Raw genomic sequence first — 23,996 nt, 5'->3', positions numbered from 1 at the left:
ATTAATGTATAATCAATGATTAGTAATTATTCTATAAATGATGAAGAGCAATCCGTCATTAGACTTTACTCATTATTCATTCTCAAAGTGCCAGCCCTATCTGCAGGCTCTTGCCGCCGTAGGACCATTCGTACAGCTCCTCGGTATCGAAGTAATAGAGCAGGCATTTTACTTTTTCGTAACCAAGTTGCTTAAAGCGCACAGCGTAATGGTCGAGTTTGTTGCGGTGCTCTTCCAGTGGTGGCGGTAGCTTGAACTCCAGCAGCACTACCTGATCACCGTCAAACACTACCCTGTCGGGTTTGTAAAGATATGCGCGGGCATCCAGCAGTTCTTTCTCGTGTTCGACAATTACCTTTTCCGAAAAGTAATGGCTGATCTTCGGGTGGTTCACCACCTCCAGTAAGCGTTCTTTTAAAACACCTTTTTCCCGGTCGCTGATGATGCCCTGGTATACCATCTGGCGCAGCACATCGTCGAGCTGTGCGGCAGTCAGGATGCGGGAGAGGGCGTAGTGCAGTTTCTTGTTCTGGATGCGCTGCTCGGTCTGCGTCTCAAAGTCAAACACGTTGTTGGCATGCTGCTTAAGCTGGAGGCGCTTTGCCCAGTCGTTTGTCTGCAGGTAATCCAAGGTATAGGCGGAGCCGATCTCACGTTTGTCGCTGCTCTGCGCCCTGGACTCTCCGGCGTATACCTGATAGCACAGTTTGCCTGGTTCCCAAAGCCCCTCGGCTACCAGGTAGCGGTAAAGCAGGTGACTCACATTTTTGGCTGTTCCTTCCAGTGCTTTCTGCGCTTTTTTGTCTTCTAGCAGATCCTTGCCGTTGCCAATCAGGTATAGCCTGTCCTTCGGACGGGTCAAGGCCACATAGAGCATGTTCAGGTTTTCGATGAAGGTCTTCTCAATCTCAGTATTATATTGGTCAGCCAGTTCGGTATGCTCCAGGCGCGAACTGATGTTCACCGCCACGCTGCGCAGTTTGCCCATCACCTTATTGTCGTCAGCCAGACGGCTCCACATCAGGGCTCTCGTCTGCGGCTCAGTGCTCCAGTCAGCAAAAGGAATGATAACAATTGGGTAGGCGAGCCCTTTTGCTTTGTGAATACTGGTTATGGTGATCGCGTTTCGATCCTTTGGCGTATTGATGCTCAGCTTCTCCTTCTGCACGTCCCAGTATGCCAGGAAGTTGTTCAGGTTATTGCTGTTCTTGAGGCTGTACTCTAGCACAAGGTCCATGAAGCGGAACAGGTACTCGCATTCGTTGTTATGGCCCAGCAGGTTGAAAATGCGGATCAGCTGCTCGGTGAGTTCGTAGATCGACAAGTTGCCCGTCTCACGCTCCTTCACATCAAACTTTAATTCTCGCAGATAATCAAAAAACAGCTGCGGATCCGGCTGGTTTGAGATCTGTGCTATCTTCTGGGCCAGTTCTGTGGTAGGTACCTTGCCGCTGGTCACGGTGTGGATCAGGTATAGCGCCTCTGATTTAGCCAGCGTGTCGTTCGGACGGTTAAATACCCGGAACATGGCAATGATCACATTGATCACCTCCGCAAACTGTAACGAAAGGGAATCCTGCGAGATGATATCATACTGCTTCTCCTTCAGGAAATTGGCAATCAGCTTGCTCTTGGCATTGGTGCGGCACAGGATAGCCATGTCCTTCAAGGTATAGCCATCCGCTAAACCCTGCCGCACGAGTTCGATCACCATGTTGAGGATGCTGGCATCATAGCTCAATTCCTGCGCATGGGTGTATTCATCGTAGAGCTCTTCCGTTCGGACACAGCTGCTCAGGTCGTATTTGTAGTTCAGGTCATCGGGGTAAGTGAACATGATCTGTACCTTGCCGCCAGCCTTTCCTGATTCAGGCGCCTCCTGTATAAACTTATCGTCGTAGATGGAGGTGAAGGTGCTGTATACCTTGTGTTGTTCACCAAAGAAGGTAAAGAGTTTGTTATTGAACTGGATGATCTCACGACGACTACGGAAGTTTTGCTGCAGCTCATCAGGAGCCAGGTTTTCACGCACTGATTCATAGCGCTCCCGGATCATGTGCCCATGCCGTCGGTTTTGGTAAAGCAAGTGTGTGTTGTTTTTGTAGAGGTGCAGAATCTGCTCCATCTCACCGCCACGCCAGCGGTAGATCGCCTGTTTGGCATCGCCCACCACCATGCTAAAGTGCCCGGAAGCCAAGGCGTTATCGACGAGTGGTAGCAGGTTGTTCCATTGCAGCACGGAAGTATCCTGAAACTCATCGATCAGGATGTGGTTATATTTCTCACCGAGTCGTTCATAAATAAATGGCACTGGCTCCTGCAGCACAATGTCGATAATGCGTTTATTGAATTCTGAAATATGAACTGTGTTACGGTCAAGTTTGATCTCCTGCAGACATTTTTCCAACTCGTTCAGTACCGATACTTTGTAAAGGTGGGGCACTACCGCTGAGATGAGGGTAAATGTACCGGCATATTTTTCTTTAATCGACTCGATACTATAATAGAGGTCTGTGAGCAGCTGCCGTATCCCGTCAATCTGGTTTTTTGTAGCAGTGGAGGCCTTGCCGGCATACCACTTGTCTTCTTCCACTGTCTGGCGGGCGTAGTTGTTACCGTATGTCAGATCAGCTTCGCGGTTAAACTTACTGAAATAACCGTACAAACCGCGATTGCCCTGGTAGAAATCAGCAGGAGAGAGGCCAGCCTGCTCAATCGCTTGCAGCGCTTTGCCCGCATCTTCCTGCAAAGCCGCCAGTATACCTTCCTGCAGTTCTTTGAGCTGTTTTCTAATCTCTCTGAAATCCTCCAGCGTGAGTCCCTGCAGGTCTGTCACGGCTTCGTATACCTGTTCGTTGAGCAGGTTTTTTGCAAAATCAGCCAAGTCATCGGGCAAAGTGTTCCAGCTGCGGCCTTCGCGGGCTTTTTCCAGGGCGTACTGCTCGAGCGTTTCCGAGAGCAGGTCATCTTTCCGGTTACTCACCTTATCCAGCAGCAGTTGCACGGCTGTGCTCACCAGCGTCTGTGAGTCCAGATCTACTTCAAAGTTATAGGGTATGTTAAGCTCCTTTGTAAAAGCCTGTACGATCTTATTGACGAAGCTGTCGATTGTGCTTACAGAGAAATCGCTGTAATTGTATAGGATCTGGGTAAACAAGAGTCCAGCGCGCTGCCGTAGTTGCTCTTTATCAAAGTGCTCGTCCGGGAAGCGCTTCTGGAGTTCATCCGTTATCTTCTCAAGCAGACCCTCGCTCTTTTGCAATTCGCCTCCACTCAGATTCGGGTTGTTGAAATTGCGCAGGGCTCCCAAAATACGCTCCTTCATTTCAGCCGCCGCATCGTTGGTAAAGGTGATCGCCAGGATAGACCGGTAGTAGTCCGGATCAGCGGTATGCAGCGCCAGCTTCAGGTATTCTTTGGTCAGGGTATAGGTTTTGCCGGAACCAGCTGAAGAAGAGAGTATCTTAAAATTTGGCGACATAGCGGAAGGCTTTTTAAAGGATTCTAAAGATACACCTACGACATGGTTTATGCCAGAGCCCGCCCTTAAAATTATGGTCTGCTGGTAGCAAATATTTGGAGATCAGGGCATAAAATACAAAAAGCTCCCCCGCCTGCGCGAAGGAGCCTATTGCCTTTCTATGTTAGAGTAAAAGGCTATGCGTATACGACCTGGCCTTTCTTTTCTTCTTTAGCAGGGGCAGGAGCATGCACACCCACACATACATTGCGCATGATGCGTGCCATGGAGATAGAGTAATCAGTGATAATACAGTGCTGCTGCTCTGTGCTCATCAGCGCCTTGCCGCCGCCCAGCGTCAGTTTGTTCAGTTCGATCACTTCATCAAAATTCTGACGCAGCATCTTAAGCGCCTTGAAAGATGGCTCGTTATAGTACATTGGAATCACCTGACACACGGCGTAACTTCCCTTTGCGCGTTCCTTTGCTATCATACTACACAGATTGGAAGCATTCATTTTATCAAGATCAGAGATGATCACAAAGAACACCTTTGCCTCACTTTTGTCTGATTTGATAACCGCATTGCTTTGCAGCAGGTTGCGTGATACTTTGGCACCCTTCATGAAATCTTCGTCCTTCAGGATCTTGTTGTGAATCTTGAAAGCCAGTGCGCCTGATGCGATTAGATGAAAGTCCTTGCTTTTAGCTGTGATTTTGGAGAAGTGTAACATAATTAGAAAGGATTAAAGGGTTAAAGATCTAAAGTATTTTTATGCTGCAGATTATATACTGCACATTTATTTCTAAAAATATTGCTTTCAACTGATTGGATAGGGCGGCGGCAGCTAAACCTTTAGCGAATTGATCACTAAGACAATCAATTCTTAATAGGATTAAGTTCTTGTGTTAAAATTTAACTGGTTTCGATCCTGTAATACACTAAACTACGTGCAATATATTGGATATACCAATGAAAAATTTTAATAATAGTTAACGGCTTGATTTTAAGGGTGAATGTAGTCTGTTTACGGGTAAATGAAATCAGTGTTTCTTATTTCAATAATAATTTGGAATATTTTGACGCAAAATAAAAAAGATTTTGAAATAAATATAATCGTTCGCCATTTTCTCATAACAATTTTATAACCGAATAATACACACCTACTTATGTTGGCTTATTTGATAATATATTAGCACGCATGACGATAATTTCATTTATTATGCGTACCTTTGCAGCCGATTTGGAATCAGTCTGATTTAAGTAAAACTGGCTACACCGCTTTTAAAGCAAAACCTGGTTGATTTTTATTCTTGTCGGACTTCTTTCTCGTAAAGAAGGGTTTATGGACAGGCTGTCTCCAGACGTAGTGTAAAAAGTTATTATAATCAGAATGAACAAAATCAGATTTGACGAGCTTCCGCTTTCGCCGGAAGTACAGCGTGCTATCGCTGACATGGGCTTCGAAGAAGCATCTCCCATCCAAACAGAAGCAATCCCGGTAGTTTTAGAAGGACGCGACATCATTGGCCAGGCCCAGACGGGTACGGGCAAGACGGCCGCTTTCGGTATACCTACCATTGAGAGCATCGACGAGAACGATCGCAGTGTGCAGGCGCTTATCCTGTGCCCAACACGTGAATTGGCTATTCAGGTAGCCGGAGAAATCCAGAAACTTATTAAGTATAAGCCAGGCATCAGCATCGTGCCTATTTACGGTGGTCAGGCTTACGACCGTCAGCTGCGTGCCCTGAAGCAGGGTGTGCAGATCGTAATCGGTACGCCAGGCCGTGTGATGGACCACATCGAGCGCGGTACCCTGAAACTGGACAAGATCAAAAAGATCATCCTCGACGAGGCGGACGAAATGCTGGACATGGGCTTCCGTGAAGACATCGAGTTTGTGCTGAGCAAAATGCCGGAAGAGCGCCAGACGATCTTCTTCTCAGCTACGATGTCTAAGCCTATTATGGAGCTGACCAAGCGCTATCAGAACGATCCGGTGATCGTGAAAGTGGTGCACAAGGAGCTGACCGTAACCAACATTGACCAGGTATACTTTGAGGTGCGTAACTCTATGAAGCAGGAAGTACTTTCCCGCATCCTGGACATGCACAACATGAAGTCGGTGATCATCTTCTGCAATACCAAGCGTATGGTGGATGAACTGGTAACCAACCTGCAGGCCCGTGGCTACTTTGCCGATGGTTTGCACGGTGACCTGAACCAGAACCAGCGCTCTAACGTGATGGGCAAGTTCCGTAACGGTATGCTGGAGATCCTGGTAGCGACTGACGTGGCCGCCCGTGGCCTTGACGTAGACAACGTGGAGGCTGTGTTTAACTATGACCTGCCGCAGGACGAAGAGTCTTATGTACACCGTATCGGCCGTACAGGTCGTGCAGGTAAGTCAGGCAAGGCCTTCTCTTTCGTAGCTGGCCGCTCTGACATGTACAAGCTGAAAGACATCATGCGCTATACCAAAGCGAATGTGCAGCTGCAGCAGGTACCTACTTACGAAGACGTAAACGAGATCCGTACCAACCTATTCCTCGACAAAGTGCGTGAAGTGCTGGAGAAGGGTAACCTGACCAAGCATGTCAACACCATCGAGAAACTGGTGAACGAAGATTATACCTCACTTGAAGTGGCGGCTGCCCTGCTCAAAATGAGCCTGAAGGAAGCCAAAACGAAAGAGGCTGGTAAAGAAGCCGAGAAAGGCCTTGGTGGACCAAAAGCCGGTTTCGACCGTCTGTTTATCACGATCGGTAAGAAAGACCGTGTGCATCCAAAGGATCTGATCGACCTGCTGAGCCAGAATGCCGATATTCCTGCTTCTAAAGTAGGCGATATTGACCTGTATGACAAGTTCAGCTTTGTAGAGGTACCTACCGAATACACAGCTGACATCCTGCAGAAAGTTGGTCGCATCGAGGTGGAAGGCCGCATGGTGATCGTAGAGAAATCGCAGAAGAAAGAAGGCGGTGCCGGTGGTGGCAGAGAAGACTTCGGCTTCAGCGATCGCGGTGCAGACCGTGGCGGTGATCGTGGTGGCAAGCGCTATGGCGGTGGTGACCGTGGTGGCTTCGGTGGCGATCGTGATCGTGGAGGCGACAGAGGTGGCCGTCGTGAAGGCGGATACGGAGGCGGTGGAAGCCGTTTCGGTGGCCGTGGCGACCGCGACTCTTTCAGAGGCGGTGACCGTCGCAGCAGCGGTGGCGATCGTGGCGGATTCCGCAAAAAAAGATTCTAATTGACCGAACCTGCCTGCGGGTAGTTCGTATAAAAGGATATACAAAGCTTGAAGTGTAAAAAGCTTCAAATTGTTAGAAAAGGCTGACTTGAAACGTCAGCCTTTTTGTTTTTGAAATATTTTTTCTGAACCTGTAACCTTGGCCTTAACCTTCCGTTAAATAAGGTATCATAAAAAGGTTGGAAGATTATTCTACTGTTTTACGCAGTTAGAACTGATAAGCCTGACATCAGACGGATGTCAGGCTTATTACTTTTATACCTGTCTGTCGTGCAGCAGAAGCACAAAAAAAAGGAGCCCTAAAAGCTCCTTTCTGTTTTATTTGTCATTTAAAATGATCAAGCACTGTCACGCAGTGAACGAATGTGGTCATGTGCATTTTTCACATCCTGGTACTGCTGCTCAATGATTGGCTTGAGGTCACCCGGCAAATTCTTCTCCTTGGCTTCTTCGTAGGCTTTTACTGCATAGTCTTCGCCACGCTCACACTCTTCCAGTATACGCTTTCTGTCTTTTGAAGAGAGGGCTGCTTTGATATCGATCCAGGCACGGTGCAGGGTACCTTCAATAGAGCTGGACTCGTCGTCTGTCTTGCCCATTTTGTGCAGTTGATCCTGTAGTTCTGTGATCATGCTGTCGCGCTGCACAGCATACTTGCGGAACAGTTCTTTCAGATCCTGATCCTCCACGTCTTCGGCAGCAGTTTTATAGCCCTTTACACCGTCTTTGCATCTTTCGATGAGATGGTGTACGGTTGAGTAAACTTCTTTATTAATTTCCATAGTGATATTTTTATTAGGTTTTGTATGCTGATGTACTGCATTCCCTAATTTTTTGTTTCCAAAATGGATATATCGCTATGCTAGGATATGGATGCGGCCATGGCCCTGCCCGCTAAGTAGCCTGTGGTCCAGGCAGCCTGAAAGTTAAAACCACCCGTAATGCCATCAATGTCAAGCACTTCTCCGGCAAAGTGTAGGCCCGGATGCAGGCGGCTTTCCATCGTTTTCATGTTGACCTGGCTCAAGTCTATACCGCCACAGGTCACGAACTCTTCCTTAAAAGTCGTTTTGCCGTCCACCTCAACAGGCATTCTCAGCAGTGCCTCTACCAGTTTGTTTGTATGCTTGGCTGGCAGTTCGGCCCACCTTACTTCGTCATTGATACCTGCTATACCTGTGAGCGCTTTCCACAGTCTTTGCGGCAAACCGAATAACGGGTTAGTAGTCACTACTTTTTTTGGATGTGCCTGTCTGAACTGTTGCAGCTGCTCTCGTAGGCTTTCTTCTGTTTGATCATGCACCCAACTCACCAGGGCGGTGAAGCGGTAGTTTATGCCATGAAACAGACGGGCTCCCCAGGCAGATAGCTTCAGCACTGCTGGTCCGCTATAACCCCAGTGCGTAATCAGCAAGGGACCTTCGTATTCGAGCTTTTGACCTGCTATGCGCACCCTGGCCTGCGGCACGGACACACCCTGCAGCTCCTTGAGGGGCGAGCCCGGCACATTGAAAGTGAACAGCGAGGGAACAGGCTCCTGAATGGAATGGCCCAGCGCCCGCAACCAATCGTAGCCCTGGCTTTTGGGACTACCGCCCGAACTAACTAAAACACGGTCGGCATGCAGTTCGCGATTATTGCTCAAGTATAAGGTATAGTCTCCTTTGTCAGGTTGAGGCACAATGCGCTCCACGGCCATACCCGTTTTGACCTCTACACCAGCCTTGGCAGCTTCGCGTTGCAGACAGTCGATAATGGTCTCGGAGTTATCGGTGATCGGGAACATGCGGCCATCAGCCTCAGCTTTTAACTTCACGCCACGGCTCTCAAACCATGCGACTGTTTCCATTGCCCCAAAGGTCTTGAAAGCTTCCTTCAACTGTTTGGCGCCACGGGGATAATGCTGCGCAAAGACAGAAGGTGTAAAACAATGATGTGTCACATTGCAGCGTCCGCCACCCGAAACCCTCACTTTAGACAACAGCTTGTTACTCTTCTCCAGGATGGTAACCTGTGCTTTTGGATTAGCCTTTGCACAGGCGATCGCCCCAAAGTATCCGGCCGCACCGCCACCTATGACTATTATCTTCATGAAGATGTTTAATTGTTAATGGGTCGTTATTGATCGTTTACTCTAAGTGGATAAAACAATTAGCAATCAGCAATTCTTCTGCAAAGATATTAAAAGAAAGCCATGGGATCGGGATGGGAGAACACATAGGACAGGTCATCTTTCAGTTTCTGGCTGTTGATCAGTTTAAAACTGGTTTCTTCCATGTCCTGAAAGGTAGGAGCTTGCAGGCCGATGGCTTTGGTAGCCGCTACATAAAAGTCACGCCGGCTCGGGTGCTCGTCGGCGCAGGCATTGTATACCTGGCCCCATTTCTTCTGAGCAATGATGCGCTCTAAGATGTTGAGGCAGTCCTCCAGATGAATCATGTTAACGGGGGCATCGCCGTTTGGCAGATCATGCTTGCCGGCCATGAAGCGTCCCGGCTGCCTGCTATTTCCAACAAGTCCTCCAAAGCGTACCACGGTGCAAACCCAGTACTCACTGTCCTGGAACATTCTCTCAACATGCAAGAGTGTGTTGTCAGGGTCCAGTTCATCGGTAAAGCTGGTGTCTTCTTCGGTCACGATGCGGTTAAGGTCAGGGTATACCGAGGTGGAAGACACGAAAAGAACCCGGCTGACAGGCGACTGCAGGAGGGCTTTCTTCAGTACATGCATCTGATGCAGGTAGCTCTCGCCACCATCAGCGCGAAGTTTAGGTGGAATGTTCAGCACCAGCACATTTGTCTGCAAGAAATCATCCAGTACCTCTTCGTTCAGATCAGGGTCGGAAAGGTTGATCAGATAAGGATTTATTTCAGCATGGCGGAGGATATCCAGCTTCTCTTCGGAGGTAGTAGAGCCATTTACGCGCAGTCCGGACCGTACCAATCTTTCAGCCAATGGAAGGCCGAGCCAGCCGCAGCCCATGACGCTTATGTCAACTTTCTTTTGCATCGCTTTGGTGTTTTGGAGGTAACATTCCGTAAGCTCACTTGTTATCGATTGCGACAAAGGTAAGCCTAAAAATATACATTCATGCAGTACGACGTTATCCTGATCGGATCTGGTTTTGGTTCACTCACAGCGGCAGCCCTGCTCGCCCAAAGGGGACTAAAAGTGGCTGTGGTGGAACAAGCCAAATACCCGGGTGGCTGCGCTTCTTCTTATAAACGAAAAGGCTACTGGTTTGAGACGGGCGCCACGACACTAGTAGGCCTGGACGAGCACATGCCCCTGCGCTATCTCCTGGATGTGACAGGTATAGAATTGCCGCTCGTGAAGCTTGACATGCCCATGCAGGTGCATCTGCCAGACGGACAACTCCTGACTCGTTATGCGGAACTTGATGACTGGATAAAAGAAGCCGAACGTGTATTTGGGCCTGCAGGACAGCGGCCATTCTGGGAGCACTGTTATCACATCAGCCAGAAGGTATGGCGCACTTCGCTGGAGCAAAGATCCTTTCCATTCTCCAATGCCAATGATCTGTGGCAGGCAATGGGGAATGTTCGTCCGCATCAGCTGTCCTTGCTACCCGGTGCCTTCAGAACGATGGAAGATTTGCTCACCAGGTATGGACTGCTAGACAATAAACTGTTCAGAGATTTTGTAAACGAGCAATTGCTGATCACGGCGCAGAACCACTTGGGGGAAGTGAATGAGTTGTTCGGCGCGACCGCCCTGTGCTATACCTTGTTTGGCAACTATTATGTAAAGGGGGGCATGATCGGACTGGCCCGGGCGATTGAACGCTATCTGCACAGCAAGGGGAGTACGATCCTGTACCGGCGCAACGTCCATACCATTACCCGATTGCCGAAGGGTTATGAAGTAAATTGTCTGGCTGGTACCTACCAGTCGCGCTTTGTGATCAGTGGCATACCGCTAAACGATACCTATCAGCTTTTCCAGGATGATCAGGTGAAGCAAAAGTTGCAGCCCTACCTGCTGCCTTCCGGGAAGCTGAACGGCGCTTTTACCATGGCGCTGGTCCTTCGTCAGGCACCCGCTATACCTGTGCTGCACCACCAGGTACATGTGCCTGGAGACTTACCACTAATCGGTAGCTGCAGCTTCTTTGTGAGTTACAGTCATCCAGCAGATAATGAGAGAACGATGCAGGGAGAAAGGGTCGTAGCGATCAGTACGCATGTTCCTGACCCGGCAGCGCTTCGCATCGAAAACAAAAGACTATTGGAAGAGGCGATCATCGCGAGAATGGAAGGGTTAGGCCTGCTAAAGCGAGCAGATATTCTTTATCAGGATTCGGCAACGCCCGGTGCCTGGATCTACTGGACGCAAAGGGCCTATGGTATGGTGGGCGGTTACCCTCAGTACCGCGACATAAAACCCTGGCAGATGAAAGACGCCCGACTCGACCACAAAGGCGCCTATACCTGCGGTGATTCTGTTTATCCGGGGCAGGGGATAGTGGGGGTTTGCTTGAGCGGTATCATTGCGGCAAACAAGCTGGTTTCAGATCACTTTTAACTTGACATTGTTACTACTTCACAAGGCATAAACTTAAAGTTAAGGTAAAAAAATCCCCGACTAATACGGCCGGGGATTTTTCTTTATCAGTTTTCGACCACCATTGTTTTAAGACCTGCAATATCGCCGCCTGGTGTTCGGCCTAGTATGAGCACCAGTTTCTGCGTCTCACCGACACGGTATACCTTGACATCCTGCAGGAGCTCGTGCAGCTTCTTTTCCAAGTGTTTGAAGCGTTTGGCCTGCTGCATGCCCTCGTCACCGGCATCGGGTCTGGCATGCGTCATATTCCTGAAAAAGTAACCCAGTTCCATTTCCTCAAAGGGATAGTCAGCCGGCATGGCCGCCAGTTTGAGCACTGTTTCTTCGTCGAGTGTCTCTCCTTTAAAATTTTCGGCCTGGTAAAATTCAAAGGGGGCATCCGTTTCGCTTATCATGAGCAATCCGTCGGTAGCCTCTTTCAGTTCGGTTTCAATTTGTTTTAGATCCATAGTTTTAAATGCTTCAGCAAAAGAATGCTTCTTTTACTCTGATTGTCGTTGGAGGTTCTTATCTTTAGATAGTCAGCACTGACAATTATACGTTAGCTCTTTTTAAAACAAACAAAATAAAATGATGAAGGCAGAACCTATGCTGAAAGAAGGCGCCCTTAAAGGGAAGACCATTGTGATAACCGGAGGCGGCACAGGCCTTGGCCGCTCGATGACAAAATATTTTCTGGAGCTCGGCGCCAACGCCGTGATCTGCAGCCGCAAACAGGATGTGCTTGATAAAGCCGCCGAAGAGCTGATGCATGAAACCGGCGGACAAGTACTGCCAATCGCCTGCGACGTGCGCAATTACAACGATATCGAAGCCATGCTACAGGCCACCCTCGACAAATTCGGCAGGGTAGATGTGCTCGTCAACAACGCAGCGGGCAATTTTGTGAGTCCAACGGAGCGCCTCAGCCACAAAGCCTTTGATGTGATCACTGACATTGTGCTCAAGGGTAGTTACAACTGCACGCTGGCACTCGGCAAGCACTGGATCGAGCAGAAGCAGGAGGGAACCATCCTCAACATTGTGACCACCTATGCCTGGACCGGTTCCGGTTATGTAGTGCCATCTGCCTGCGCCAAAGCCGGTGTACTGGCTATGACACGCTCTCTGGCGTCTGAGTGGGCCAAGTACGGCATCCGTTCCAATGCCATTGCACCGGGACCATTCCCAACAGAAGGTGCCTGGACCAGACTATTCCCGAAACAACTGGCTGATAAACTTGACCCGGTGAAGCGTATACCTGTCGGCCGCTTCGGGGAGCACCAAGAGCTGGCCAACCTGGCCGCCTACCTGGTGTCTGACTACGCTGCCTTTGTGAACGGCGAAGTTGTGACGATAGACGGAGGTGAGTGGCTCTACGGTGCCGGTGAATTCAATTCCTTCGACCAGATTCCACAGGAAATGTGGGACGCAATGGAGAAGCAGATGAGAGGAAAGGGGTGATTGGTTTATTGATTGATTCATACTGTCATCTCGACGTTACGAGAGATCTGGATCATTCATATGCCTGAACGGTACTTCAGATTTCTCCCTAAGGTCGAAATGATAGACATGTGCTTTTCAACATCTTCAGAGGGTACACCTATTTTTAAAGTGAATAATCTGATAATAAATCTCCCCAAACATAAAAACCCCTGGACCGCTCTATTCGGAGTCGTCCAGGGGTTTTCATTTTCATAGTTATACCTTAGATCTTTTGCAGCAAGCCTTTGATGGCGTTGACGGTTTCATCTGGTTCAACGCCGAGGCCCTCGGCCTGGTGGATGATCTCACCGTTTTTACTTAGCACGGTGATGATGTTAGAGTGGGAGATCTCGCCATCCAGCTCGGTTTTGTACTTCATGTTCAACAGGGCGGCCAGTTCACGAATGTTGTCCTGCTCACTGGTGAGCAATGTCCAGCGCTTGGGGTCCAGGTTATTGGACTTCGCAAATTGCAACAGACGCTCTGGCGTGTCGCGGGCAGGATCCATAGTCGCGAGTACGATGCCGATGTCTTCCCGCTTGTACTGTTCCAGTCCCATCTCGATGCGCTTCAGGTCCGCGATGATGCGCGGACAGGCATAGCTGCAATGGGTATAGATCATGGCTACCAGCTGCACTTTACCTTGTAATTCCTGCAGTTGTAGTTCCTGGCCATCCTGGTTTTGCCAGTCGGATTCCAGTTGATAAAGCGACATATCCGTCAGCCCCGCAGTAGGTATACCGAGAGTGCCGGTGCCATCCGGAAGTTCGTTAGCAGCGACTGGCTTGGCGCAGCAGCTGTCTTCTTTTTCTGCTACTTCCTGCTGGCAGGCCGTTAGGCTAAAGGCAATACTGGCGAACAGATATAAGGTATAGCGTTTCATAACAATCCGATTATTTTTGAGCGGTGGTTTTGGCGGGTACATCCTGCACGCATCGGAAGCCAAGGTTCGCCACGGTGTAGTTGGCCTTGAGGCTGGAGCGGAAGGCGTAGCGCATAAAGGCCACATAATTTTTAACATCACTGGCTCCGGTCGAACCGGCTCCGCAGAATAGCTGCCTGTCCAAACTAGCGTTTTGTCTGGACTCTCCCACGATCAGGGCTGAGTTGAAATCAGAGGTCCATTCCCACACCAGACCGATCATGCCGTACAGCCCATAATAGTTTTTGAAGGCGTTCTGAACAGGTGGCAGGTACTTCGGGTTAGGCTGGCTGTACCAATCGAGGCTGCGCTGATAAAAGCTAGGCTCGCTAGAGGCATCCTTCTTCGTTTCACTGGCCAGTGCGGCAAATTCCCATTCATTCACCGTAGGCAGTCGCTTGCCCTGGCATTCGCAATAGGCCTTAGCTGCGAACCAGGACACATTGATTACCGGGCTGTCTTTGAGTTTGTTAGCGTTTGTACCCACTCCCAGATCAGAGCTCCAGTGCTTCAGGTAACCAGCGTCTGCAAAAAGTGCTTTCACTTCCGACTTCTTCCACTTTGGGTATTCAGCCACAAATGCTTCATATTGTGCATTCGTAACCGGGTATTTATCCATGATAAAGTCCTGTACTGATACCGACTGGTTGTTGCTGCCGTAAAGCGGCACAAAAGTGCCTCCCTTCACATGAACCATGTTGGCAGGAGTGCCCTTTTGTGCTTGTGCTATACTACAGGCTCCGAGCATCAGCAGAATTGTCAGAAGTCGTCGCATGATTGAAAAGCGTTAATGTATTAGTGCTTGTAATTGGCTTTCGCCTTCTTCACTTGTTCTGGCGTGATCTCACCACCTTTGTTGCCCCAGTTGTTCATCACAAAGGTCATCACATTGGCGATCTCTTCGTCAGTCAGTTTCAGCTTCGGCATGGTGCTGTTGTATACCTCACCGTTCACTTTGATCTGACCTTCCAGACCGTGGGCTACCACCCCAATAGAGCGATCTACGTCCGCATTTAGGTAGTCAGACTTGGCAAGCGGAGGGAAGGCGCCTTTGATGCCCTGGCCTTCTGCCTGGTGGCAGGCCTGGCAGTTTTGAGCGTATAGGGTTTTGCCAAGTTCCATGCGCATCTCTTTGTTTGAGGCAAAAGCTGCTTTCGGTGTATTTGTCTTCGGCATTTCCTGCACGGTAGAGCCTTCAGGCAGGTATATCTTCTGCTCGGTTTGTCCTGAGAAGATGGCCAGGTTATCCGGACCTTCTACTTTTAGCATGCCCAGCGCACCTTTGTTAAAGGTTCTGAAGATAGAGTGGTCAACGAGTACATAGTTGCCCGGTACGTCTACTTTAAACTCTGTAATAGCTGATCCACCAGCTGGTACCAAAGTGGTCTGCACGTTCTTGTTCAGATTGGTGCCACCTTCAGGGTATACCGTGTCGAAGATCTCACCGATCACGTGGAAGGAAGACACCAGGTTAGGACCGCCGTTGCCTACAAAAAGGCGAACTTTATCACCTACTTTGGCTGTGATGGCATTGTCGCCCGTCATAGAACCTACAGAACCGTTAAATACCACGTAAGACGGTTTCTCGTCCAGAGCTTTCTCCATATCGAATGGCTGCAGACCAGGCGCTCCAAAGGCTCCTTTGGTGTAGAAATCGCCCTGCATCACATAGTATTCCTTATCAACTGGCTCCATACCTTCTTCAGGCTCCACCATGATCAGGCCATACATACCGTTGGCGATGTGCATACCTACCGGTGCTGTCGCGCAGTGGTACACATACAGACCAGGGTTCAGGGCTTTGAAGTTAAATACAGTTTCCTGTCCGGGAGCTGTGAAGGTGGCGGCTGCACCACCACCCGGGCCTGTTACGGCGTGCAGGTCAATGTTGTGTGGGTTTTTGCTGTCGGGGTGGTTCATCAGGTGAAACTCTACTTCGTCATTCTGACGCACACGGATAAATTTGCCCGGCACCGAACCACCGAATGTCCAGAAGGTATAGTCCACGCCATCGGCCAGTTTCTTCACGACTTCTGTTACCTCCAGGCGCACCACCACTTTGGCAGGGTGCTTACGGGTAATAGGAGCCGGTACAAGCGGGGCATCCGTGAGTTCTGCTTCGATCACGGGCATCTCGCCAGGAGTTGCCGTTTCGTTCTGGGAGTTGAGTATTTCGGCGTTTGTGGTCTTGGTGCCACAAGATGAAGCGATGCCGAGGCAGAAAATGCCCACCATGGCCAGCCGTATTGCTTTTGGTAAATGTGACCGTTTCATAAGAATTGCTGTTAGAGTGTCTTTATGGATACAAAAGAACACCTCGAACTCCTTTATTCTTATGACAGTGGTCAGTCGCAGAAGTGACTTATATCACTTCGATATCTATTTTTTGAAATATGTCTAAACATCGTTCATACTCACCGAATTCATTTCCATTGGGTATGAAAATACTCTCCGGCAGGCCTGTCCTTGCGCTGGTAGGTATGTGCCCCGAAATAATCGCGCTGCGCCTGGATCAGGTTGGCGGAAGAGTCTGCTGTGCTATACCCTAACAAGTAATTCAAACCCGAAGAGAGCACCGGCAGCGGGACTCCGTACTGCAGCCCTAATGCGACTACGGCGGCAAAGCTTTGCTGTGCATTGCGAATTTTATCGACCAGCGTAGGGGTTATCAGCAAGCGCGGTTCCTGTTGGTAGATGGTGACCTGTTCTTCCATCAGCTCTGAGCGAATGATGCAGCCGTTGGTCCAGATGCGGGCAATCTCGCTGAAGTTGAGCTCCCAGTTTAATTGCGCCGACACTTCCCGCATTAAGTTGAAGCCGATCTCGTGATTGATGATGCGGGTCACCTGATACGCTTGCTTCAAACTGGCCACAAAGCTGCTGCTGTCAATGGTGACTTTGGGAATTTGTTTCTGATAACGTGCAGCTGCTTTTACTCTTTCAGCTTTCATGGCGGAGAGGGCCCGGGCCATCACAGCGGCTGAGAGGGTGTCGTAGGGTACGCCATACTCCAACGCTACGCCGGCAGACCAGCCACCAGTGCCTTTCTGTTCTGCCTGGTCGAGTATCTTGTCAAGCAGCAACTCGTCGCCCTCTTTCTTTTGCAGAATGTCAATCGTGATTTCCAGCAGATAACTTCCCAATCCGTTCTGCTGCCATTCCTGAAAGATAGCGGCAATTTCATCAGGGGCTATACCTAGCATATCGCGCAGTAATGAATAAGCCTCCGCCAGGGCCTGCATCTCCGCGTACTCGATGCCATTGTGCACCATCTTCACAAAGTGCCCTGCTCCGTCAGGACCGATATACGTGGTACAGGGCTGGCCTTGTCTGTCCTTCGCTGCGATCATTTCCAGGTAGCGGGCCACTTGCTCATAACCTGCACGCGGACCACCCGGCATAATGGATGGTCCCTTGCGGGCACCTTCCTCTCCGCCTGAAATGCCGGTGCCTACAAAGTTAAGTCCTTTATCAGCCAGCAGTGCGGTTCGTCTTGCTGTGTCTTTATAGAAAGAGTTGCCGCCGTCTATCACCACATCACCAGGCTCAAGTAGGGGCATAAGCGCTTCCAGTTGTGCGTCCAGCGCACCGGCATAGATCATCAACAGAATTTTACGCGGCTTCTCCAGGGACTGTATAAACTCCTCCAATTGATCATAGCCTTTTATATTGGTGAAAGAAGGATTCTCGGCAATTACCTGCTCGGCTATACCTTCTTCTTTACCCGGTACATGCCGATTGTACATCGCGACACGCACGCCGCGGCTGGCCAGGTTCAGGGCAAGGCTTTTGCCCATCACGCCCAGTCCGATCACACCAAATTCTGAATGTGGATTCATATGCTCTAGTTTTGTCATGACTTCCTGAACGATCTGCTCAGGGCTTAAAGAAACATCGACGTGTATACCATAGGCAGGCTTCTCCAGCGCTTCCAGTTGTGACTCCAGCATGGTGGGAGGCATGAAATGCGCATGGCGGGCCTGCAGCCGCTTCAGGATGGTATCGCGAGAGCCATCGAGGTAAATCCAGCTGATGTCCGGGACAGTTTGCAGCACCTTGCGGTACTCTTCCTTCAGGGCGGAGCAGGCTAGCACGGCTCCACCCTCAGCCTCCCAGGTGGGTATCAGATCCGCCAGTTGCGCCAGCCACGGTGCACGGTCGCTGTCGTTCAGCGGAATACCCTGCTGCATCTTTTCGACGCTTTGCCGGGGGTGATAATCATCTGCATCATAAAAAGGGAGCCGGAGCCTGTCAGCCAGTTTAATCCCGACAGTGGTTTTGCCACTTCCCGATACTCCCATCACGATGTAAATCATAGTTGCTGGCTTTATAAATGCGCTTCCCGGCAAGCCGGAGGTTCTACACGTTGTTGTTTTTGTACGGAATTGTAGCCAGTAGTTTGCAAATAACTGCTGGCTTATAACATTAAAGTGTCCGGATGTGTAAACACCCTCTATGGAAGTTTTCGTCACGGGTGCGACCGGCTACATTGGTCATAGCTTGGTAAAAGAATTAATCAAGCGAAACGATAAGGTATCAGCGCTGGTCCGATCAAAAGAAAAAGCAGCTGACCTGGCGGCTATGGGTGTGCAGCTATATGTCGGTGACTTACAGGATGTACAGCTACTGCAGGAGGCCATGGAAGGTGCAAATGTTGTGTTTCACCTGGCGGCCTATGCCAAACCCTGGGCAAAAGACGAGCGTACCTACCGACAAGTAAATGTGACAGGAACAGACCATGTATTGACTGCAGCATTGAAAAAAAACGTACAAAAGGTAATACTCACCTCCACCGCCAGTGTTTACGGACCTGCTGCATCACCTCAGCATCCTGTAAACGAAAACACCCGGCGCACCATACCTTTTACGAACAGCTACGAAAGCTCCAAGGCAGAAGCTGAGGCGCTCGCACGGGCTTATATAAAACAGGGGCTGGCAGTCGTGATCCTGAACCCAACCCGGGTATATGGCCCGGGCAAAGAGACCGAGAGCAATGGCGTTGCCAAACTGCTGCGGCTATACCTGGCGGGCAAGTGGCGCTTTATGCCCGGTGATGGCAACAGTGTAGGCAACTACTGCTATGTGGACGATGTGGTGCGCGGGCACCTGCTAGCCATGGAGCAAGGCAAGAGCGGGGAGTGTTACCTGCTGGGTGGTGAGGACGCCACATATCAGCAACTCTTTGCGCTCATAGGTAGGTTGACAGGGAAACAGCGTAAGCTTATACCTATACCTGGCGGCCTGTTGCGCGGGGCAAGTTGGGTCATGGTCAAGCTGGCAAAACTGACGGGCACCAAACCCCTGCTCACTCCGGACTGGACCCGAAAGCTGTTGCTTAATTGGAGTGTGTCGAGTCACAAAGCTGAAAGAGAATTGGGCTATACTATTACACCACTAAAAGAAGGACTATCGAGAACGCTACAATCACTCCAACAGAAATGAAACCTGAAAAGACTTATACCTTAATAACGGGTGCCAGCGCTGGCATTGGCCAGGCCATGGCCACCGAATGTGCCGCACGTGGTCAGCACCTGATCCTGGTTGCGCTCCAGGACTCGGGACTCGTGCAAACTGCCGCCAGTTTGCGGGAACAGTTTGGGGTAGACGTCAAAACGATCGAGCTGAACCTGATCGCACCCAATGCTATCCAGTACCTGTATGACTGGTGCCACGAGCAGGGGCTTAGCATTGATGTGCTGATCAACAATGCAGGTATAGGCAACTACAGTTATTTCCAGGAGTCATCGCTGGAAGATTACCTACAAATGATACAGTTGAACGTCAATGCCGTGGTAGCGCTGACGCACCTGTTTATACCTAAACTCAGAGAGCACGAATCGGCTTACATCCTGAACGTGGGCAGTTTTGCTTCGCTTATGCCGCTTCCCTACAAGAGCGTTTATGCGGCAACTAAAAGCTTTGTACTTACCTTTTCCCGTTCGCTGCAGATGGAGCTGGAGCCATATAACATTCACGTGAGCTGTCTGTGTCCGGGGCCCACCAGCACCAAGACCATGCGAAAGCGCAACCAAAATATAAAGAAGGGCAAAGGCATTCTGACTAAAACTCCAGAGGAAGTGGCACGACAGGCAATAGATGGTTTGTACAAAGACAAAGGACTTATTATACCTGGCTGGAAAAACAGATTCATGATCAGACTAGGACGTATCCTGCCGTTTTCAGTCAAGAGCTACATTCTCAAAAAGATCTTTAAACAGGGCGTAGAGGAGGACATCGTGGATGCCACGCCGCCAGCCGCTACGCCCCGCAAAAAGGGGAGGGTCACATTGTAGCAATTTACTGCCCTACAGGAACGTGCTGGGTTGCTTTATTTTGAGATGCCCCTGCACTTTCATTCTTAATGAGATGGCGCATGTGCTCGATAGCATATTCTAGAGCATCCATCTTCTCATTCACAAAAACATCCGGCGCGATGCCATAAGGGTCTATCGGATTTTCTTTGATGTCTTTTGCCCGGTAAGAAGAAGGAAATACAACTTCAAAACAGCCGACATCTTTGGGTATGCCGTTGAAACCATCTACTACACCCGCTGTATTCTGTCCGTACACAACTACTTTAATGCTTTGGTTGGCGCGATATATGAAAGTCTCTCCAGAGCTTGCAGTTGCTTTGTCGGCTAGTATGATTACTTTTTTCGGACCATTATAGAGGGTGTCAGTTTTAAATGTCCAGGAATCACCATCATCTTCAAAATAAGCGGTTCCTTTATTGGCCATAAAACCGTCATATTCTTCCTTTTCCTTCTCTGCATATTCTTCTACTGATAAGCCTTTCATGGCTGCTAAAGCTTCTATAATCATTTGCGTATTATATTCGCTAAGCCAGAAACCATTGATAGGTAACTCAATTGGGCCGCTTAAAACGTATGGCAATACTGGAAAATAAGTCCCATCATTACCACCGCTGTTTCCCCTCACATCGATTATCATAAAATCTGATTTCATGATCTTCTCGTGATTCGATTTCATCAGGCTGTCTACATAAGACCGCTCAACTGAGTAGAAGTCCGGAAGTCTAAGATAGGGTATGCCGTCAATATAGGCCAGATGAAACTGGTTATACTTGGCTTGTATCTCGTTCTTGGGCTGTTGATTATTTTCTTCCGGCCATACCTTGTTCCAGTCACCCAAACCATCTATTTCCAGCAGTGATCTTCCAATTTGCTGAGCGGTCGTATTATTGACTGAATGATCTCCCATCATGAAATTTACCTGATAGGAACCACTAGCTTTTGAAGTTAATTCAAATTTAACGTCGGATTGCTTCCAGTTGGGGTTGCTACTTTTCAGGACAACGCCTACGTAGTCTCTTTCCCGTTTGCTTTCTCCTGTGTTAGGAACAATAGCAACGGTATAGCTGCCATTTTCCCAAATGCCGAAGATTGGATGGAGACTGTAGTTCTTTTTCTTGTAGGCTTTCTTAAACTCTTTCTCAGAAAGCTTTATTTTTTCATTGTGATAAACTTTCTTACCCGAATGCAGGATGTATGTATGTCCATCTCTAAAGAAATGCAGGTACTGATCCAATACAGCTTTACAGTCATTTAAATCAGTCACCTGTTCGGCCTTGCGCCTAATGACCTGCTTGTGTGCATTGTAGAGGTCTCTGTTTTCGTCTGTGACTTTATAAATAAACAGGGAATAGTTCTTCTCATAAGCATCCGCAGTAGCGTCAAACGAATCAGTACAATTACAATCCTGTGCTTGTAAAGAGCTGCTTGAAGCCATAGATAAGAAGACTGTGAGTAAGGCTGGTAAGAATGTTTTCATAAAGAGTAGCGTGTGATTAATTAAGGGTTATCTTTTTATAATATTAAAGATAATGAATTTAATTAATTCGACGCCATCGTCATAACCTGCCAACAAATGTTTTACCCTTTTACTCAGCTTTTAAAACGTTAACAGGTTCAACATGGGCCGCTCGAATGGTTTGGGTTAGGACAGTCAGAAGCCCGAATATGGCAACCAAACCAAAGCCTATGACCACATTTGTAAAACTTAAATCAACCAGACTGCTGCCTATATCTTGTCTAATTAAATCACCGCAAAACATGCCTGCCGGAACACCAATAAGTCCGGCAATCAGGATAAGAATGCTGAAATTTTTGGTAACTGCCCACACCAATTCTTTATTGCTTGCGCCCAATACTTTTCGTATACCCAGTTCTTTCACGCGTGTTTCTACGGAGTAACTGGCTATGCCTAAAATACCCAAACCAGCTATTATCATGACGATAAGGGCTAAGCCTCCGAGAAACTCCATTTCTCCACTGATCTTCGCTGGATAATGGTACTCTTTTAAGTTATAAAGATTTGCTGTTTTTTCAGGAAAATGGTTTTCCCATAAAGATTGAACAGCTTCAGTTACTTCCAGTTCTGTATTTGGTTTTATTTTTATGGTCAAAGTGGCTATTTCATTTGGCAAATACCGATATAGTAAAGGCCTTGTCTCGCCGATAATTTCATTGGGCATGATGCCAATGACTTGCACATAGGCTGAATCCAGTAATAGCGTTTGCCCCACTAAAGTCTCCGATTCGGATTCCAGTAATTTTGCAGCAGCTTCATTCATTAACACATATTGCTCCATATTTTGGGGCATATTTTCAGGGAAGTTCTGCCCAGATTTTAAGCTGATGCCTTCTGTTTCTATTGTTTTTGGGTCAATACTTACATTATACATTTCCAGCGTTTTATCTTTTAATGTTACAGAAGACTTGCCCAATTTCATCGGTTCATAAAACCAGTTAGTTGCCAAAGTCGTTTCTACCTGGCTTAACTGGCTTATTTCGTTTTGTAAGATTTTATAATTTTCACCCTTTAAATCAAGTGTCAGCACATGGGGTGACACGGTTGAGTTAATGATGGCGTTGTGTTTTCTATCGTAATCGGCTACTATGACAACCAAAATCATCAGCATGATGGTCACTGAAAACTGTACGACAATCAATGCTTTGTAAACAGCAATACTCTGGAACAGCTTAATATTCTTCATTTTACGCAAAACCTGTATAGGCTGAAACGCTGACAACAGCCATGACGGAAGTGCCCCAGCGACTAAGCCTGTGATAACTGCGTAGGTCAATAAGCCTAAAATTAAAATTGTGTCATAGGAAAACGCCGTATCCATTTCGGGTATATAGTGCGTTAAAATTTCAACACATGGCATTGTAAACATCAAAGCAAATAAGGAAATAAGGGTCGATTCAGTTAAAAATTGACCAATAATTTGACCTCTTGTGGCGCCTATCGTCTTGCGAATACCTACTTCTTTTGCTCGGGAGAAGGCACGCGCCAATGTTAAACTGATATAGTTGAAAGCAGATAAAAGAGTTAAGGCCAGAATTAAAAACAGCTGTATTTTTATACCCTCCCAAGTGCCGACCGCAATAGAGTCATTTTTAATGTCATTGTTTCGGGGTGTAATAGCCTCTAAGGGTTGTGCTAAAAATTGAAGACTGCTCTTATCTAATTTTCGTGTATAGTTTTGGAGCGTTGTATTGAACTGCTCTAAATTATCTTCTGATTTTAACCGGGCATAAATTGCTGAACTCTTGAAGTCTCCCCAATTATGAGAACTAGTAGGTATTGTTCCTTTTTGTTCAAGCATTTCGGCAGCATTAATAGAAAGCATTGCCTCAATGGGCAAATGTGTTTCTAAAGGTGGGTCCTGGATAATTCCCTCAACGGTATAGGTACCTAAGCTTTCAAATCGAACCGTTTGCCCTAAAGCATTGGCGCTGCCAAATATCTTTTCTGCTGTTTTTTCAGTCAAAAAAAGGGAAGTGGGATTATCGGTAAGGCTTTGTGCATTGCCTGATAGCAATTTAAAGCCAAAAACATCAAAAAAGGAAGGCTCTGAAAATTTTATGTCAATAGGCACATCACCTCCGTCGGTTTGCAAATTATATTTTCCTGCCAGACGTACTTTTACCGTTTCTTCAACAAAGGAGATACTTTTCAGTTGAGGCGCCAAGGGCAATGGCGCTGTTGCCCATTTGGTTTGTTCCTCCACATTAGTTTCATGCGTGAGTATCCGTACTATTTGATTTAATTTTGGATGAAATTGGTCTGTATCATACGTGGCTTTTAGGCCAGTAAACAGAATAACACCAACCGCCATACTCAGTGACAAGCTCAGCACATTGACCAATGAAAAAAGTTTGTTTTTCCAGAGTATCCGAATAGCGATTTTTAGATTGTTTCTGACCACAACGTAAAGTGTTGATTTTTAATAAAAATAGACCAAATACTATAGGGGAATCCCTCTGAATCCTATTGCCAAAGT

17 protein-coding genes are annotated in these 23,996 nt (G+C 48.2%); 5 read left to right on the top strand and 12 right to left on the bottom strand.

The genetic code is table 11. From position 1 onward, the window contains the following. Window positions 1-82: 82 nt before the first annotated feature. The gene (locus Q1A54_RS06860) at window positions 83-3,481 is read right to left on the bottom strand and encodes an exodeoxyribonuclease V subunit beta (protein WP_299986151.1); all 3,399 of its coding nucleotides are present in this window, start codon (window positions 3,479-3,481) and stop codon (window positions 83-85) included. Window positions 3,482-3,657: 176 nt separating this feature from the next. Then, a complete protein-coding gene (locus Q1A54_RS06855; protein ID WP_196114931.1) occupies window positions 3,658-4,194 on the bottom strand; it encodes a hypothetical protein in 537 nt (178 codons plus the stop codon). A gap of 660 nt (window positions 4,195-4,854) precedes the next feature. Here Q1A54_RS06855 and Q1A54_RS06850 point away from each other — a divergent pair. Further along, window positions 4,855-6,714 (top strand): DEAD/DEAH box helicase, encoded by a 1,860-nt coding sequence (locus Q1A54_RS06850; RefSeq protein ID WP_299986149.1) that lies wholly within the window; start codon window positions 4,855-4,857, stop codon window positions 6,712-6,714. A 338-nt stretch (window positions 6,715-7,052) separates the two neighbouring features. Here Q1A54_RS06850 and Q1A54_RS06845 read toward each other — a convergent pair whose 3' ends face one another. The 3 genes from Q1A54_RS06845 to Q1A54_RS06835 all read right to left on the bottom strand — a co-directional run bounded on the left by Q1A54_RS06845 (window position 7,053) and on the right by Q1A54_RS06835 (window position 9,723). Beyond that, the gene (locus Q1A54_RS06845) at window positions 7,053-7,496 is read right to left on the bottom strand and encodes a PA2169 family four-helix-bundle protein (protein WP_196114929.1); all 444 of its coding nucleotides are present in this window, start codon (window positions 7,494-7,496) and stop codon (window positions 7,053-7,055) included. Window positions 7,497-7,576: 80 nt separating this feature from the next. Further along, complete coding sequence (locus tag Q1A54_RS06840) at window positions 7,577-8,806, bottom strand: NAD(P)/FAD-dependent oxidoreductase (protein ID WP_299986146.1); 1,230 nt, start codon at window positions 8,804-8,806, stop codon at window positions 7,577-7,579. Between the two features lie 89 nt (window positions 8,807-8,895). After that, window positions 8,896-9,723 carry an SDR family oxidoreductase gene (locus tag Q1A54_RS06835; protein WP_299986144.1) on the bottom strand — a complete coding sequence of 276 codons (828 nt, stop codon included), beginning with the start codon at window positions 9,721-9,723 and terminating at the stop codon, window positions 8,896-8,898. An 81-nt stretch (window positions 9,724-9,804) separates the two neighbouring features. Here Q1A54_RS06835 and Q1A54_RS06830 point away from each other — a divergent pair, with 81 nt between their 5' ends. Beyond that, complete coding sequence (locus Q1A54_RS06830; protein ID WP_299986142.1) at window positions 9,805-11,259, top strand: NAD(P)/FAD-dependent oxidoreductase; 1,455 nt, start codon at window positions 9,805-9,807, stop codon at window positions 11,257-11,259. 86 nt (window positions 11,260-11,345) lie between these two features. On the opposite strand, the gene Q1A54_RS06825 is transcribed toward Q1A54_RS06830, so the two are convergent. Beyond that, entirely contained in the window at window positions 11,346-11,750 is a 405-nt protein-coding gene (locus Q1A54_RS06825) for a nuclease A inhibitor family protein (RefSeq protein WP_299986140.1), read from the bottom strand. A gap of 121 nt (window positions 11,751-11,871) precedes the next feature. On the opposite strand from Q1A54_RS06825, the gene Q1A54_RS06820 reads away from it, so the two are divergent. Continuing rightward, complete coding sequence (locus Q1A54_RS06820) at window positions 11,872-12,744, top strand: SDR family oxidoreductase (RefSeq protein WP_299986137.1); 873 nt, start codon at window positions 11,872-11,874, stop codon at window positions 12,742-12,744. Window positions 12,745-12,988: 244 nt separating this feature from the next. Here Q1A54_RS06820 and Q1A54_RS06815 read toward each other — a convergent pair whose 3' ends face one another. The 4 genes from Q1A54_RS06815 to gndA form a co-directional block, all read right to left on the bottom strand. Next, on the bottom strand, window positions 12,989-13,648 hold the full coding sequence (locus Q1A54_RS06815; RefSeq protein WP_299986135.1) for an SCO family protein: 660 nt from the start codon (window positions 13,646-13,648) through the stop codon (window positions 12,989-12,991). Between the two features lie 10 nt (window positions 13,649-13,658). Continuing rightward, window positions 13,659-14,462 (bottom strand): formylglycine-generating enzyme family protein, encoded by an 804-nt coding sequence (locus tag Q1A54_RS06810; RefSeq protein ID WP_299986133.1) that lies wholly within the window; start codon window positions 14,460-14,462, stop codon window positions 13,659-13,661. A 20-nt stretch (window positions 14,463-14,482) separates the two neighbouring features. Next, on the bottom strand, window positions 14,483-15,961 hold the full coding sequence (gene nirK / locus Q1A54_RS06805; RefSeq protein ID WP_299986131.1) for a copper-containing nitrite reductase: 1,479 nt from the start codon (window positions 15,959-15,961) through the stop codon (window positions 14,483-14,485). Window positions 15,962-16,110: 149 nt separating this feature from the next. Beyond that, complete coding sequence (gene gndA, locus Q1A54_RS06800) at window positions 16,111-18,003, bottom strand: NADP-dependent phosphogluconate dehydrogenase (RefSeq protein WP_299986129.1); 1,893 nt, start codon at window positions 18,001-18,003, stop codon at window positions 16,111-16,113. A gap of 139 nt (window positions 18,004-18,142) precedes the next feature. Here gndA and Q1A54_RS06795 point away from each other — a divergent pair, with 139 nt between their 5' ends. After that, window positions 18,143-19,129 (top strand): SDR family oxidoreductase, encoded by a 987-nt coding sequence (locus Q1A54_RS06795; RefSeq protein WP_299986127.1) that lies wholly within the window; start codon window positions 18,143-18,145, stop codon window positions 19,127-19,129. Continuing rightward, the gene (locus Q1A54_RS06790) at window positions 19,126-19,980 is read left to right on the top strand and encodes an SDR family oxidoreductase (RefSeq protein WP_196114920.1); all 855 of its coding nucleotides are present in this window, start codon (window positions 19,126-19,128) and stop codon (window positions 19,978-19,980) included. The genes Q1A54_RS06795 and Q1A54_RS06790 overlap by 4 nt, the downstream gene beginning before the upstream one ends. A gap of 4 nt (window positions 19,981-19,984) precedes the next feature. Here the strand turns inward: Q1A54_RS06790 and Q1A54_RS06785 are convergent, their stop codons facing one another. Together Q1A54_RS06785 and Q1A54_RS06780 are read right to left on the bottom strand one after the other, a co-directional pair. Continuing rightward, complete coding sequence (locus tag Q1A54_RS06785; protein WP_299986124.1) at window positions 19,985-21,478, bottom strand: S41 family peptidase; 1,494 nt, start codon at window positions 21,476-21,478, stop codon at window positions 19,985-19,987. Window positions 21,479-21,587: 109 nt separating this feature from the next. Continuing rightward, entirely contained in the window at window positions 21,588-23,921 is a 2,334-nt protein-coding gene (locus tag Q1A54_RS06780) for an FtsX-like permease family protein (protein WP_299986122.1), read from the bottom strand. Between the last annotated feature and the right edge of the window lie 75 nt (window positions 23,922-23,996).

The sequence above is a fragment of the uncultured Pontibacter sp. genome (assembly GCF_947502515.1).
Lineage (GTDB): Bacteria > Bacteroidota > Bacteroidia > Cytophagales > Hymenobacteraceae > Pontibacter.
Note: the sequence above shows the minus strand (reverse complement) of the source record. Positions and strands in the feature narration are given on the sequence as shown.